A 16012-nucleotide genomic window follows, 5' to 3' on the forward strand; every position below is an offset into this window, starting at 1 on the left:
TTATTTTTCGGCAACATTACGCAATAAGCTGTACTGGAAAATCGAATTAAACCAACGTGAATCAAAATCTCTGACTTGTCTTAAGAAAAATAAGGTGCCTGGCTCATGGCCAAAAATACTTTCAAATGTCGTTTTGCCGCTGGCAACCGCTGCAGCAAATACGGGTAACCAAGCAACGGAGTAGCGATCTCTTGTTTCAGGAGAAACATCAACTACAGAATCTTGTTGTGACAAAATCCAGTGATAAAGCTGAGAGCCACCATATTCAGGCCAGCTTGATTCACTATGCTCACGCAGAAGATCCTGATACCAATTTTGTATAATTTCTCTCATCATCGAATGAGGTATTGGACGTGGTTGTAAATCTAAACTTAACCACTCTTGGACTTCATTGGCATAGGTCGGAAAAATAGTTCCCAATTGCTGATACATTTTATTCAGCAATCTTTTCTGCATTTCTTCTGGTGCACCTTTATGGGTTAGGAAAGTACAAAACCTATTCGCTGCCCCTTTTATTTCAAAAATTGGTAAAAACTCCCAGAAAATAGGAAATTCATTTTCAATGCGGCTGAGATATTCAACAGACATTTCAAATTTAAACAATGACATTGCCAACGCTTGCGGATGTTGAACAAGTGCTCGCCATACTTCGAAAGTGGCCAGAGGTAAATATCCGTATTGCTCGTACAAGCTTCGCAAGAACTGCCAGCCTGAATGCGAGGGGCTACTTGCCATTTGATCGAGAACCAAGGTGATTGTATTCACATCTGACCGAGGGTTAAAAAGCTGTGTCGCTTTTTGCATTGATTGGATGGCGTGAACTTCAGTTGGTAATGGTGGTTCACCGCGAATAAAACATGGCCTAAAAGCGGCTTCTTCACCTTTTCCAGGAACTACCAGCCAGGGGCCATTCTTCTGTATTACAGAGCTCAGCTCAAATTCACCAACTGGTACACCTTCGCTCATTCGCGAAGTGATAGAAACAGGCTTTCTTTCAGGTTCGCTTAGCAACATGATTACTGGCGAAGGAATCTGCCCGGAGTGAGTATTCACTGAGTTGCTAAAAAGAACCTGCCTTTCATAGTCGTAGTTAAGGCTGTATTTGTATCGTCGAATTTGCCAGGTAAGTACGCTCCCTGCGCCATCTATACGCATTTCCACAATCTGGTCAATGCCGGTCTCCAGAGAGAGCAAGTTCTCAATATGTTCTCTTAGACTATACAAATTGAGTTCAACTGGACGTTCGCCTGCGGTATAACGCCATTCATACCACACCTGCAGTCTCGCTCTGGACATTAGGCGCAGTTCAAGGCGGAATCTGGCTGGCTCGCCATTTTTTCCAAAGAGAAATGCTCTGGTCCCCAACAGATCATTAATTGTTATATTCTTGCGTAGGTGTTGGCCATTAACATCAAGTACCAAACAACCCTTTGTTGGGAAAGGCAGAATAATATCGATGGGATTACCAGCAAGATTAGGGGTTACCTGCAATACAACGGAAGTAGGTGGCACTCCCTCCGCTTTAATCATTATTTCCGTTTTATTTGCTGATTTGCTACGTCCAACTTCGAGCGTTTTATCCTTTAATCTATATAAACAAGGATGTTGAGTGGAAATAATTATCACCCCCTCGTTTGCTTGTTCTCTGTTTTTAATTTCTAGCTGAAAATCCGAAGGTAGAATCCCTACTTTTCGGCGTAATAATGTTTCATTATCTTCATTTCGAATCGAAATGTAATGTGCCCCCATTGTTTCATGTAAATCACATTTATCAATACTTTTGCCGCTTAGGAAACGTTCGTATTCAATTCTCTGTGCTGTGGCAAACTTGTGAATGACTCTGGGTATTCCAGCAAATGTTTCATAGGGGCTGCATAACCAAGCTAACTGATTTCCCTGTAAAGCTAAATCAGGATATTTTACCTGCTCACGACCTGTTCGAATTCTATACGTTTCGTTACCTTCAAAAATGACGTCCTGTCGCCCTTTTATAGACAAAACAGGGTGTTCCAGCGCCCGAATATCAGAAGAACAATCTTCATGTTTCGAAGCCAGACGGCCTTCCGTAGGAAGAATGATGAGTACATCACTGCTATGCACGCTACAGGAAGCCTGGCCTTGTAATAACCAGCGATCCTCGTCACGCACAAACGTCAAAGGAACATCTCCAACTGCAATTTCTCCTCTATCTAGCTTGATAGAACCGACAATGATGCCACCCGCTCGAGCGACCAACGATAGGCTTGCGGTTGTTTGTTGTCTTACAAATCTCACTTCACTTTTACGGAGCCTGACGATCGCCTGCGTTTTATCAAGCCTGGCATACGCGGGCCCCAGACTGGCGACTTCTTCACCATCTTCATAAACAGCAAGTTCGAAACGAGTCGTTGATGGCTCACTGGAAATAGCAAACGTTAATTCATTTGGAAGGAGAATATGTGCTTGAATCTCATCAGGATGTTGTTCTGACCAATAGAAATTACAGCCAGTTGTTTTGCTTTTTTTTTGTAATCGAGGTTTAGTTTCAACAGTGGCTGTGCGCAAAAGGCCATTAAGGAAACTGGTGCCAGTTTCATCATCTAAGGGCATTGGGAAACTATCCCGCCATTTAGGATGAACACGGTCAAGTTCGTTGACGGGTTCTGAATGATTACTGAGGTCGTAAGTCTGAACAAGTGAAATAAGCTGATCAGCCATACGACCAATAAGCTCAACTGACGTATCTTCCTTAAACACAGTTGGAAGCGGCGACTTTTCGACAACCGCTTGTACTAAAGCTAAAACTGAATAACCTAACGATAGAGATTGGTCGTATTGATTAAGAATTCTAGAAAAAACAGACTGAAAACGGCTATCCGATTCTTTCAATAGCTTGAATGGCAGGCCGCCTTCACTGAACAAAGATCCTAAAAAGTTGCGTCGTTCTGAGTCGTAAAAGCGAACTGGGCGTCTCCAGTAATCTTCAAGACCTTTCGGTACAATAAGACTCAGTTCCGGGGCGGATAGAGATATATCCAGAGTTTTATAGATAGGCTCCCAACTCCAGCCATGAATTCGCTCATAATCCCTTCGGTACCATTCGGCGCTAAATAACGTAAAACACGCTGCGTAACCTTTATCGTTTTTAAGTCCTTCAGCCTGCCCTACATCGCGGAGTAACCGTTTTAGTTCTTCATACTCATCACTGGTTGCATGGTACTCAAATAACGGTCGGCTATCTGTAACCTTCAATCCACGGTGGGTTAGAAATTTAGTTAGCCAAGAAGTACACTTAATTAGATAAATGTATTCTGATCGACTCACAACAAACCTCTCGTTAATTAGAATTTTGTATAAAGTTTAGAAGCGCAACTATATGTAATTTATAATAAAAATTAAGTCGTAATAAATTAACACAACAAGTAAAGGGTGCAGTGGAATAAATCAGATTTTTGCTCATTATCAGGGTCAGATCACCATGTCTGTGGTGAAGGGTTGCGTTTGGCGAGATTACCTACCTGATAATTTGTTCACTAGCTCAAAAGTCCTGGCGGGAGGCGGGGAGAAGTTTCTGCTCGTAGAGCACACCCCCCGCCCACATCATCCTTGCGCCGGGCTTTGCTGTTATCTGGTATGGCACAACCCATAATTTTAGGGTTTCTGAAAAAGCAAAGTGCTGCGGTATCGGTTGGCTAAAGTCATCATGCGCAGGGTAAATCAGATACATTTCGCCGCTCCCATCAAGATATTTTTGGCCGTAGGCAAACATTTGATAGAAGTCAGCTTGCGCCAGTCCATATAGTGATTTTGTTTGCTGGCTGCTATTCACCAGCTTCCATTTCGTATCCATCACCATTTTGGTTTGAACAGGTTGGCGTGATTGAATCAACAAGTCTGGGCGAAGCTTAAAGCAATCGTTAAGTCCATGCTTAACAAGGGAATAAGTGGCAGCCTGCGATTTAACTTTGAAGTGAGAGGGCAATTCGTCGGGAAGAGTTTGAGCAACAAAGGACTCAAATACCGCTTCCATAGGGAACAAGAGAGACATGGCTTTGGCGTTTCCTTGCAAGGCACTCGGGCTCATTCCCCTCAGAATCAACTGCGCCCAAGCCATTGGCTCGGTGTAATGAGCCATACCACGCTCCAGGCGTAAGCTGCTTATATCTCTTTCAATATCCCGACTAAGTGGAATACCGTCAAACGCAAAACGCAGCTCATAAAGCCAGCGTTGATTCTCAGATGAAAGCTTCAGGCTAAGTAGCTTATCCAGCGCTGAGTGTAAGAGCCGATTGGCTGCGCAATCAGACATATAGTCATCATAATCGACACAAAACTTATGACGACTCACCACGTTATGCCGCAACTGCGCGGAAAGCATTAGTTTACCCTTCATAAAAGACAGGTTACCTTGCTCGCTCATATAGTTGGATCGTAAACCTTGTTTAAGTAATTGGCTGACGCTATGCAAAAACTGACTGATAAAAATTTCAAGCAAAGGCATGCGCTGAGCCTGGAGAGTGGCTTGCTGGGTTTGAATATGTCGAAACCCAGGCAGATGGCTTAGCATTGTCAGCAATGTTTCACGTGCATTCACAGCTGTGAGATTTTTACCAACCTTGGGCAGTATCTCAAGCTGGAAACCGTGAGGTGTGGAAAGCATCCCCGCGTAGTTTTGCACCTGCAGCAATTTGAAACCTGAGCGTGAGGTGAGTTTGAGAAACTGGCTTCCTTGAGTACTGGTTAGGCTAAGCTCTTCTAAATAATCAAAGACCTGTTGAGGAATTGGCTTTGCGCCAATTGATGCCGCTTTTCCGCTTCCTAACAGATCATATTCAAAAACAGAGATCACTTCACTCATGGTTTACTGCCCGCTCATTAAGAGTGGTCTGCTGGGGTTGGTAAATAGCACGGTAAGCTTGTGGCATATTCCAGATCTCTTCATCAAATGCTTCGAGCTCGTAAGCTGTCGATTGCTGATCATGGCGTCGTAAAGCATGATTGTTACCAAAAAGCGTATCTAGATCGTCGGTTTTCTCAATCACGAATTGTAGGCTGTCGTCTTGCTTTTGGTTGTCTGCCAGCACCAGCCGGATCTTGTTCCAGTCATCGAAGAAGTATTCCTGCAACAGCGGAATGATCTTTTTCTGGAATGCGATCTTCAGTTGTTTAAATGCAGCCTCTTCATCACCGGCATTGAGTGCATTTTTAACCGGCATAAAGAACGCATGCCCTAGCGTATGTTCTCGATCGTAAAGTGCTTCGATGCGGCTGTTGATTTTCTCTAACAACGACTCGAGTTCTATGCCTTTCACCTTAGTTCCACTCAGCAACGAGAGATCTGGCATCATCTCGACAAAGTCAAAGCGACGGCGCAAAGCTGTGTCCATCAGAGCTAAAGAACGGTCTGCTGTATTCATAGCTCCAATAATGTCGACATTGGCGGGTACGCTGAAGTGATCACCGCTATAAGACAGTTGCAGGCTCATTGCATTGGACATACCTGCACGCTTGTCTACTTCAATGAGAGAGATCAATTCGCCAAAGATCTTGGAGATGTTGCCACGATTGATCTCATCAATGAAAATGGCGTAGCGATGTGCTGGATCGGCATTGGCACGCTGACACAGGCGCATAAAGATCCCCGGCTCAATAGGGTAAGAGATATTGCCACTTTCGTCAGAGCGCGCGCGGATACCTTCAATAAATTCTTCATAGCCGTAAGATTGGTGGAAAGTAACCACTGCAAAACGCTGGATGGCTTCGGCAGATTTAGGACCTTGCTTTAACTCTGCATAAAGAGAAAACAGCTCATCCACTTGCTCTAACTGAGATTCAACCAAGAACCATTCACTATCCGCAGTTTTGTCAAAGATTGCAGGTTCACGACGACCTTTGTAAGCAACAGTAGTTGACCCTGGTATGGTGAAGGATTGCAACGTCGCCCAAGCAGTTTGCGAAAAGTTGCTACTACGGCCATTCAGCAGCGCTTTACGTTGGAACCACTGGTGTTCCGTCATTTGGCGAACTTTTGCTCGTTTACCAAGATCGAGCAACACCAGTGCTATAACCTGCATCCAACTCAACGATTCAAGGCGAGAATCCAGCCAGGCATCACGATCGGCTGGTACAGCATGAGAGGTATACTCTTTCATCTTTTGCTGCAATGTGAAGGTCTTGCCAGTGCCTGGTGGACCAAAGTAGATCACGTTAGTTGGGGAATGCGAAGGGGGTTTAACATCCGTCAACTCATTGTCGGATGTGGATATATTGCTGGAGGCTTTCTCCTGTCTCTGTTCATTATCGCGTTCACGGAGCAATTCATAGAAATGCCAAATAGCCATATTTACGTAATAAGGATCTGCATTGGGAGATTGGGCATGTATGGCTTGTTTCAATGCATGATTTTTCTGTAACCAATTTCCGGTCAGTACCAAACCGAGGTGGAATTGCTTATTTAGGAATTCTGCCGCTTTATTAAAAGCATTCTCATCCACAGTACTGGTGCAGGTTTCAGGCGAAAACGCGGCAAAAACACGATTTCTCAAACTCCAATACATACGCTTCAGGAGTCCGGTCTCTTTAGCCTGCTGTAGAGCATCGCCAACATATTGGTAAGTTGCTTCATCCGGCTGCTGGCGAATACGCTCGGTTAATTCTCTGAGCAGTGGTAGGCTTTGCTGATATTCCGCCAAAGACGGAACACCCTGACGAATGCTGGCGATACCGTTATCACGTTCATACCAAAGTCGTTTGACTAAATCATCCGTTTCAGGCCCCATGAATGTAGGGGCTTGCTGTAGCAGCGCCGTAAATTCACGATATCGCTGATTCCACTTGGATGTTTCATAACTTTCATCTTCGGCTAGGGTATCAATCAATTCACTGAGTGTCAGTTTGCCTGCTTCAATACTATCCACAAGATCCATCGTGATGTTTCCTCTGCTCTGATATCACTTATTCTTTGACTAATGTGATGGGTTCCAACTGTATTGAGCTAATCAAAGGGTTAGATTAACATCAGCAGCTTACATACTTCCCTAAGACTCTTTCTCGATAGGGTATCTGAATTCGTAGTGTTTCTTTCGCGGTGGGAAGGTCGGTATTTCTTCACTCCTCCGATCCCTTACAGCGTCCCATGACCACCAGGAGTCACCAAATTCCTGCTGATACCATTCTTCTTTAACTGCTTTATGCTGTAAATAATCCTCAGTGTCGCGCCCCCAAACTTCAAGTGGAACGAAGTCTGAACCATTAACATCCGTGAGTATGAAATCGGGATGATACTGATCTTCCGCAGAATCATAAATCAATGGCTTGATAAACTGGCGTCGTTCCTTAGCTAGCTTTTCTTCAATAAGCCCTTCGTAAGATGAATCGAGTGGGATCCACCGTTCACTCACCATCATTAAAACAACCTGACGAACACTTGCGGAAAAATATACCCTGTTAGACTTCGCAGATTTTCTCTCTTCTGGCACGTCTGTAACTGCAATTGCGATAATTTTACCACCACGTCGCCACCATGCTACATCACGTGGAAATCTGGCTAAGGAACTTTCCCAACGGGAGTAATCGATGGTTAGATATGGCATCCCGACAGGGGGGCCGTTCTTCGTTGTTCCTGCCAGAGGCAGATTATTACCAACATTCAGAGCTGAAGACCACTCATTCAGTTCTGAGATGACGATCAGACGGCGACTTTTCGTGCAGGCGTAATTGACAGCCTTCTTATTGCCATGCTCGTTTCCTTGTAACAACAGAACATTGGCCAGAACTGTGCGGCCTTGTTTAATGTTGCTGGCTTCCTTATACAAACGGCTCATTACTGTTGTAAGCCTTCTATTACCTTCCAGCCAGGGTGCCCATTCGTTAAGCCCCGTATTTTCCCAAAGCAAATGAAGAAGACCTAGCATTTTCATTTTCCTAAGGCGTTTGACTTGCTTTCTTTCCCTTGGGGGATGCACTGCAGCCGGAGCTGCGCGTTCAGGGGCAGCCGCTGATACGTATAACGAAAAATCCAGCCCGATGCGCAGAGTCCCGTCCTCCTCTTCCCTGACAGCCGATGATGAATATGCTTTTGCACCACCATCAGTATTTACACGAGAGTGATATGAGCAGGACGGTTTGTGCCTGGGGCCGGTGTTTGGGTTACGGCAGAGAGTAAATGGACCGGAGCCTTTGTGGCTTCTGATATAAAGCTTAAGTTCCTGAGCCGGATCACAGCAGCAGGTCGCAATGTAATCGCGATTATCCCAAGCTAGCTTTAACGTATGCTGGAAAAAGGAATCTGGAGTAGATTTTTGTTGCTCTGGTGGAAAGTAATAGGGTTTTTCTTTTTCAAGACGATGTACGCAGACCTCGGACTGTTGCTTCCTTTCCATTGACCTCACCTTTGTGATTCTTTCCCAATCAATGTTTTATCGCAATCGCTATGATTGTTCAAATTTCCCACATTTAAATAATGGGTTATAGGTCTGCAAGTCGCAGCTCTATAACTCCGATGGTAAGAGCTACGGTATTAGTTGACCGTTACATCCTTGTTACCTCTATTATGATTTAAACAAATCATGGAAATTAGCTTATCCGATAGGAGCCATCATGCATCTGCGCACCATCAGTTTCAGCATCTCTTTCAAACATCATTCGAATACTAATTTCCAGAACATCTCCATTTGCCTTACTTTGTTCCTTTTTCAAGGCCACTTGCAGTTGCGAGATGTCACCTGCGCTGTCGCCCATTGGCCAGAGTGCAGCACGTGCTAAGTTTCTCTTTCGTGACATTAGTCCTTGAAGCAAACAGTCAAAAGAATGCTCCTGATAACCTGCATGGATGGCCATAGGCATATGGATTTGAACTGGATACTTTTGTCCGATGCGGTGAACGCGGTCATTACATTGCTCTTCAACAGCCGGATTCCACCAGCGAGACAAGTGAATAACGTGAGTGGCGGCAGTTAATGTCAGGCCTGTTCCTGCCGCTTTGGGACCGAGAACTAATAAGTCAAAGCCACCATCCTGTTCAAGATGACACTGGAATCGACGTACAATAGTCTGACGCTTTTGGATAGGCGTATCGCCATTAATGTGATCAATTTTCTCAAGGCCAAATTCTTGTCGTGCTAACTCCATAAAACGGAATTGCATCTTTCGATGCTCAATGAAAACCAGAACACGTTCACCTTTTGCCTTAATGTGATGCAGAATTTTGAAGCATGCATTCAGGCGAGCAGAAGCATCGATAAAACTCTGACTGTTTCCACTCATCTCCATCGCCGGGTGAACTGAAACGCCACGTATATGCTGTAGCATTTTCAGTGCGGCGCCAGGACCACCTTGCGAAAGTTTGAGCCGGGCGGTTTCGTAGGCAATTGCCTGCCCTTCAGGCATTAAACGAGGATGCAGAAAACGTGTTTTAGAGGGCAGCTCTTTCGCAACGTCTTCTTTTAAACGACGAAACGCTAAAGGCGGTAGCTGATTGCGAGGCTCAAAAACCAGCTGATACAGTTGAAGCATATTCTGTTCATCAGGTTCGCTGTACAGGCTATTGAAATTACGTAACGTATCGAGAGACCCGGGGGCCAGTTGATCCATGACCGCCCATAGGTCACTTGTTGTATTCTCAATAGGTGTGCCTGTAAGGCCAATTCGATAGTCAGCATTGATGGCTCGAGCTGCACGGGCGCGAAGCGAGTCAGGATTTTTTATTGCCTGAATCTCATCAAAGACAACGGCTGAGAAATGAATTTTCGCAAGGGAATGCTGATAATTGGTGAGCGTTGTGTAAGTTGTTAATATCCAGAAGCGATGGCCTTTGCCCTCCTCGATCGCTTCATGTAGCTGCCGAAAATTCAGTAAGTGAGTACCATCTTTTGTCTCGACACCTTTAGCATCGAAATTTTTATACTGACTTAATGATGAACCATATAGGCGGAGCAAATGGCCGAGCCCTTCGCCATCAGTATGCTGTACTACCTCTGCATTCCAATTTTCCAGGAGGGATGTGGGCGCCACAATTAATATCGGTCCGCATTCTTTATTGCTGGCAGTATTGACGCGGTTGTTCTCTTTTAACCAGCGAAGAAATGCAATGGTTTGAAGCGTCTTACCCAATCCTTGTTCATCTGCGTTCAAGATGCCAGGCATTCCTGACTTCCACGAAGAAAGTTGCAGGCTAAAGCTCTCTAGTTGATGCGATCGCAATGCGGTTTTAACGCCTGTAGGCAGTTGCTCGTCGATAAATACAGGACGTTCTGTAAGGTCCGGCCTCCAAGATATTTCTTCAAAATTATCTTTGGTATCAAGGATAACCGTAGCAGCATGTGGATTATCAACTGTGGGCTTATCTTTCTTTTCTGTTATTTCTGTCGCGGCCTCGATCTGTTTAAGATCAGCCAGTCGCTTTTCAAGTGCGCCTAACGTGTCTTCGGTGGCTTTAATTGGATAAGAAGCGACTTCAACTCCCTGTTGCGATGCATCTATGGCATTACGTATCTGCTCGCAGACATTTGCCAGCGCGTGGCTATCCATCGCATCAATAATTTTGGCTAGAGCGTCGGGAATTACCTCTGGTAACCAGACCGTTTCGCCAGTCATGTGCGCTGAAACAGCACCTTTTCGGTAATGCAAAATACCTTTAACGCGTTCGGAATACTCAACGGTTTCGATAAAAGCGGGACCTGAAATGGCTTCAATTGCTTCTTCCTCGCCGACCTCATCGAGCCCATCCAGCTTACCTGATTGCCTCAGGTATTTTTCAACAGCATCGGTAATTGCAGGTCGTGGGTTTTCGATAAAAGCGCGTCGCTCTTCAGGTGCAGACTTTTGCTTCTGTACCATGATGTCAAGAATAGGGCGTGCGCTTCGGTCAATGACCAGATAATTGCCTTCGCCAACACGATAAGCGGAAAGAGCCCCTTGAGTTCTGACACGTTGCTGGAAACGACGCAAAGTTTGTTCACGTAGCTCACCTGCAGCTTCGCTGACAGCTTTTCCGTTATTTTCTAGCTCTTCTATGTTCCTGCCAGAGAAAGGGACTATTTCGAAATCATCAGAGCCATTTGAGCTGGTGGAAATAGAAAAACGATCCGCAATACAGACTTCTAAACCTTGCATAAAATCGGTCATCGATACCCGAACGGCATTGAACTCATTGCCCATCTGGACGCCGGGATCGAGAGACTGCCTGAAACGAGCCAGCGATTCCCAGTCGGATGCTTCACCGCCGCCCGGTGTAAATTTTTCTGCGACTTCAATGGCCTCCATCATCCATAATGGCAACCGGCGTAAACCCTGAGATGTGGCTAAAATTGCCCCTGTTCGTTGTGGTATTTGGCGAACACCGTTGCGTAGCCATTCATATTGTAAACGAAAAGTATCGCTACCTAATGAACCTTCAATGTCGGTTTTTAATGTCAAATCGACAAGAGGAGGTAAGCACAGATTCTGTGCTGTTTCTGAGTCAAGTAGGCCAGTCAACCGGTGACTCATTTCTATAGAATCATGACTTATGTGCAAATGTTCTTCAAATTCTTCCGCCAGGGCTTTCAGATCGGCTATAGCGAAAGCTAAGGCGCGATCGTTATGCGTGAGACCAGATAATGTTGCGGATTGCTGCCGTTTAAACAGACGGTTGATTAAACTCTGTTTTTCTTCAGCAATATTCAGAGTGATCGTTTCTGCATTATGATCGAAGGTAAATGTCATGACAGATACTCAATTTGTTCACGCACTTTATCCTGCCAGCCGCTGAAATGTGGAATAGCAACAGGATTCGGTAGCATACGGATTTGTTCGCAATTGTATTTTAATTGGTACAGTTCTGGGCTGCGTTTATTATCATTTCTGAAAATATGAACTTTATAACTGTGTGAACCTTCAATTACGATGCATTTCCCAATTTGTAAAATGAGCAATGAGGTTTTATCACGATTACCAAGAGCCGTTTGAATTCCGAAGTTCAGCGTTGAAGAGTCCCTCATAGAACCTTTCATTTCTTTTGCTTTTTGGGAGGCAATGCTGCTAAACGCTACCCACGCTGCAGTGATTTTTCCTTGGTTATAAAGCCCTAACCAAAATTCACGCCGTGGTTCCCACATATGGCTGTCTTCCACTTTCGAGACCACATCCAGGAAGAACAAAATGTTCTCACGCGTGAGCCAGTTAATGATGAGATTACGGCATTCTTCATCCACGCTGCCCCATACGCCCCCGCGACTCAGGCGTGGATCTTCGTAAAAAGCTACAAGTGTTTCAGTCAGAAAACGTGAGAGCCCCTCGTCGGGGTGCTTATACAGCCAATGTGACAACAACGCATTGATGGCCTCAGAAGCACCACTCATTAACGCGTTACTTTTGCCATCGGGTTTCAACCAGGCAAATAGTTTCTTAATGGTTGCTTTTTCATTTAATTCAGGCCTAAGCAACGCGATATATGCTAGATGAGCATGCGACATTAAACCCGGCTCGTGCGGGTGTGTGATGCCAAACTGTTTGAGCCCTTTCCATGGTGAGTCCATCATCACCATTTTTTCGGCCAACGCTTGATGTGCCTGATTAGCGTCAAAGAATTCAGGTAATTGATCGATAACATCTTTCCATTTATCGCTCATGTGCTCGCTGGAGATATCAAGACAGTTTTTAATTTTGGTTGTGTGCGCTGAACCAGGTTCGTAACTGCGAATGTATGCCGAAATCATTGCGGAAATAAAGGATGATGAGTCCGTAACAATGGTTTCCCGCAGATAAAACTCTTGCAGCGCGGCAAAGTCGTCCTGAGTTCTGAATTCTTTATCAAAAACAATCGGTGCCCCAGAGCAGATGAATGACATTTTCACCTCATCCCATTGCCAGCTTTCTACATACCCGAGCAGCTTGCGTAAAACCTTTTCACGATCGCGTTCGGCAATCTCTCTAACTACATCTGGCCAGCGCTCATGAATGGCTTGAATCTTGGCCGATAAACCTTTTGATACCGCTATTGCTGGCTTGAAAAGTGCGACTGGCTTCAGAAAGATATCGCTCAATTTCATGGCATGCTCTTCTTCAACGGTTCAATCAGACGCTGGCGAATGTCTTCAATTTCTGCAGCATTGGCTGGTGTATGCATAATAATGCGAAGATCGATGCGGCGATTCATTGCCATATTCTGTTGTGTGTCATTAGGGCGAACAGGACGCATTTTACCGTAGCCCGCAACCGAAAGAACCGGCTGATGCCGCATATTGAAATGTGCGACCAAATCCGGTGCAGCCGCAAGCATGCTGGTAAATGTCGTTATTGCACGGTTAGTCGAAAGATTCAGGTTATAAACACCATCACCTTTCGAGTCAGTATGGCCTTCAATCTGAACAGCCTCAATGATGGCGAATGAAGGATTACAGCTTTTGTTCCAACCCGTATTCTGGTTAAAGGTATAGCAGGGCAGGAGTGAGTCGAGGGTTTTTGCCAGCGCTTCGACAATCTTTCGCTTGTCATCGTTTAAGGCAAAACTATTGCTGATAAATAGCCCTTCGCCTTGGAAACGCAGAGTTCCTTCCTCAGGAATCACATCAACTGGCAACAATGGAAAAGACTGTTTGAGATTATCGCGTAGCTGATAAAGTAGGTTAAGGCGAGCTGTTGCTGCGCGAGACATATACTGTTCCAAAGGATCAACTCGCTTCAATGCTGCTATTTCAGAGCGGAGATCTTCAATCGTTTTATCGCGTGATTGAACAGCTTGTTCATATTCGTCACGGGGAACAGTATTTTTATCGTTATACCGGCTGGCAAAGAATGCGAGCAGCACCATAACGATAAACAGGAAGCTCACCGTCATGTCCGTCATTGAAACAAAGACGGATTCTTCTTCCTCTTCATTTGAACGCTTGCGATTGGCGTTCCCTCTCACGACATGCGTCCCTGTTTAGGCGCAAAGTTTTCGGCCTGGTGGACAATACCCTGCATTGTATCCAGTGCTGGCATTAACGCGGACTGCATAGTTTTAACGTGATCAAACAGTGTTTCTACAGACGTTGCAACTTGCTCCTGATAAGAGTCGAACGCCTTGCCGAGCTTCTCATCAATACTATCCAGCCGTTCACCCTGACCACGTAATGCAGTGATCAGAGACTGAAGGTTAGTCAGAGTGGATTCAACCGCACGCTGCTGTCCACCCAATGTCTCTTGCGCTGCCGACAGTGTCATAGCGGATTGCTCAGCATTCGTTTTCGCTGCGTTGGCAATAGCTGAAAGGCTATTCTCGCTGCTTTCACGTAGTTGACGCGTGCTGATTTCAATACGCTCCATCACCGAGCGGATCGGGTTAGCTGCGTCAGTGAGTGATTGAGCCGACGAGCGGAAGCTACCTGATGCATTTTCAGAGGCAATGGCTCCCTCTTTAATACCATCTGAAGCACGACGTAAAGCGGTACTTGTTTCGTCAAGCATACCCATGACGCCTTCCAGTTTTTCCGCAATAGTAGAAAGAGGGGAAAGAAGTTGGCTGCTGGCGTTCTGAGTCATCGTTTCTGTCACTTTGGTGATCTCTCCGGCGGTATTATCAAATGCGCTCAGTATGTTTGTCGCAGCCTGGCCGATAGCATCACTCGCTTGTGAGGCAGATTCTGACATGCGAGCTTGTGCGGCTTCTGCGCCCTGTTTTGCTGCGGTTTCCATTTCTGTTCGGATCCCCAGGGCGGCGGCTTTCATATCTGCAGCTGCTTCGCCCATTGCTCTTGCGCCATCACCCGTATTGTCTTTAATGCCTTGTAGCGTTGAGTTCATGGTTGCCAGCAGATTTTCGGCACCTTGATTAAATGCAGACGTTGCCGTTTCAGCTGTTTGTGACATACCTTCCCGCAGTGTTTCAACCGCCAGACCTAAGCGCCCAATAGCGCTTTCCATTTCGTTGCCCATTTTCCCTGAGCTTTGATCCATTCTTTCCGCAAGCAATTTGATTTGATCGCCTGCCAGCGAAATACGCTCACTGGCTTGTGTTAAGGCCCGGCCAACATCTTCAGAAAAACGCGAGGAGAGACTTTGTACCATTTCGCCGACACCATCATTACCTAAGCGGCTAACTTGTTCTATGACTGGGGTAATTGCTGAGCTGATGGATTCCGAAATCGCTCTTGGCAGATCTTCGCGAAGTGGGCGACCAATTTCTGCCACCATCTCAAGTCCCAGCTTTCGGAAATGTTCTCGACTTTCAATCGTAGCTTTTAGCTGACGAATGGATAAATCTTCCAGACTGATAAATGTCAGGCGTTTTTCAATCAAACTATTGAGGCTATGAACTGTTTTTTCCAGCTGTGAGGTGCCGCTACGCAAGCCTATGGTAAAAACTATTGAGCAGAAAAGGCCCGTGAGCGACATGATGAACTTCGCTGAGGCGATGGTAAGTAAACCTTCTAATGCCGCGCTACCGCCATCGTCCAGAGAGGTACTCATCGAATTAAGCGCAGAAATCAAGCCGAGGAAGGTCAGAGAAAGACCAATAGTTACAAACAATCCCGGAACGATGCGCCAGAATCCCTGTGTGAAATGCAAATCATCCAAATTAAAAAACTGACTAGGGCGAACAGCATTGCGAACGACAAGCTTACCGTCCTGATCGTCGACAATATGGGTTTCCCGATATTCCTTCCATGCCTCGGCCACATTTTGCTGTTCTTCTGTCATATTTAAGGCAGCGATACTGGCATCGACGTTAGTTACATGCTGGCTAAATTCATCTTCCGGGGTTTTGGCAATAATGGCATGGATGCTGCCAAGTGCAGTAAGACGGCGCTTAACCAGCTTTCGCCAGCGTACTACGATAATACAAAGAGCGGCGACTAATAGAATAGTCACATAGCCGGGAGCCGCATCATTTTTCAATATTGAAGCAATATGCAAAATGCCATTACGCACCAGCACGCCAGGGGCCAGCAAGATGTCCATCTTTTACACCATAAGTAACGAGGAGGGCGGTATTTTTTATAAGATTACTCTAATTGATTTCTAGGATCTTATCTATCCTTCAGCATCGGTGGCACAGCTAGGCTTGTGTAAG

8 protein-coding genes are annotated in these 16012 nt (G+C 45.5%); all 8 read right to left on the reverse strand.

The window, feature by feature from the left end:
* The gene (locus N0H69_RS02675) at positions 1-3303 is read right to left on the reverse strand and encodes an STY4851/ECs_5259 family protein (protein WP_151420045.1); all 3303 of its coding nucleotides are present in this window, start codon (positions 3301-3303) and stop codon (positions 1-3) included.
* A 214-nt stretch (positions 3304-3517) separates the two neighbouring features.
* A complete protein-coding gene (locus N0H69_RS02680) occupies positions 3518-4837 on the reverse strand; it encodes an McrC family protein (RefSeq protein WP_049599971.1) in 1320 nt (439 codons plus the stop codon).
* Positions 4830-6905 carry an McrB family protein gene (locus N0H69_RS02685; protein ID WP_049599968.1) on the reverse strand — a complete coding sequence of 692 codons (2076 nt, stop codon included), beginning with the start codon at positions 6903-6905 and terminating at the stop codon, positions 4830-4832. Before N0H69_RS02685 ends, N0H69_RS02680 begins: the two co-directional genes overlap by 8 nt.
* Positions 6906-7016: 111 nt before the next feature.
* Positions 7017-8360: a DUF1173 family protein gene (locus N0H69_RS02690; RefSeq protein ID WP_049599965.1), complete on the reverse strand. Its 1344-nt coding sequence runs from the start codon at positions 8358-8360 to the stop codon at positions 7017-7019.
* A 193-nt stretch (positions 8361-8553) separates the two neighbouring features.
* A complete protein-coding gene (locus N0H69_RS02695) occupies positions 8554-11682 on the reverse strand; it encodes a DEAD/DEAH box helicase (protein WP_049599963.1) in 3129 nt (1042 codons plus the stop codon).
* Positions 11679-13007: an EH signature domain-containing protein gene (locus N0H69_RS02700; RefSeq protein WP_151420044.1), complete on the reverse strand. Its 1329-nt coding sequence runs from the start codon at positions 13005-13007 to the stop codon at positions 11679-11681. Before N0H69_RS02700 ends, N0H69_RS02695 begins: the two co-directional genes overlap by 4 nt.
* A complete protein-coding gene (locus N0H69_RS02705) occupies positions 13004-13867 on the reverse strand; it encodes an OmpA family protein (protein WP_019084202.1) in 864 nt (287 codons plus the stop codon). The genes N0H69_RS02700 and N0H69_RS02705 overlap by 4 nt, the downstream gene beginning before the upstream one ends.
* A complete protein-coding gene (locus tag N0H69_RS02710) occupies positions 13864-15900 on the reverse strand; it encodes a hypothetical protein (RefSeq protein ID WP_049599955.1) in 2037 nt (678 codons plus the stop codon). Before N0H69_RS02710 ends, N0H69_RS02705 begins: the two co-directional genes overlap by 4 nt.
* Positions 15901-16012: the final 112 nt, after the last annotated feature.

Source organism: Yersinia alsatica, from assembly GCF_025133195.1.
GTDB lineage: Bacteria > Pseudomonadota > Gammaproteobacteria > Enterobacterales > Enterobacteriaceae > Yersinia > Yersinia alsatica.

What these genes read in the sequence shown, in the direction of transcription:
- N0H69_RS02680 (WP_049599971.1), bottom strand. Translation starts at nt 4,837, where the DNA reads ATGAGTGAAGTGATCTCTGTTTTTGAATATGATCTGTTAGGAAGCGGA.
- N0H69_RS02695 (WP_049599963.1), bottom strand. Translation starts at nt 11,682, where the DNA reads ATGACATTTACCTTCGATCATAATGCAGAAACGATCACTCTGAATATT.
- N0H69_RS02685 (WP_049599968.1), bottom strand. Translation starts at nt 6,905, where the DNA reads ATGGATCTTGTGGATAGTATTGAAGCAGGCAAACTGACACTCAGTGAA.
- N0H69_RS02700 (WP_151420044.1), bottom strand. Translation starts at nt 13,007, where the DNA reads ATGAAATTGAGCGATATCTTTCTGAAGCCAGTCGCACTTTTCAAGCCA.
- N0H69_RS02710 (WP_049599955.1), bottom strand. Translation starts at nt 15,900, where the DNA reads ATGGACATCTTGCTGGCCCCTGGCGTGCTGGTGCGTAATGGCATTTTG.
- N0H69_RS02690 (WP_049599965.1), bottom strand. Translation starts at nt 8,360, where the DNA reads ATGGAAAGGAAGCAACAGTCCGAGGTCTGCGTACATCGTCTTGAAAAA.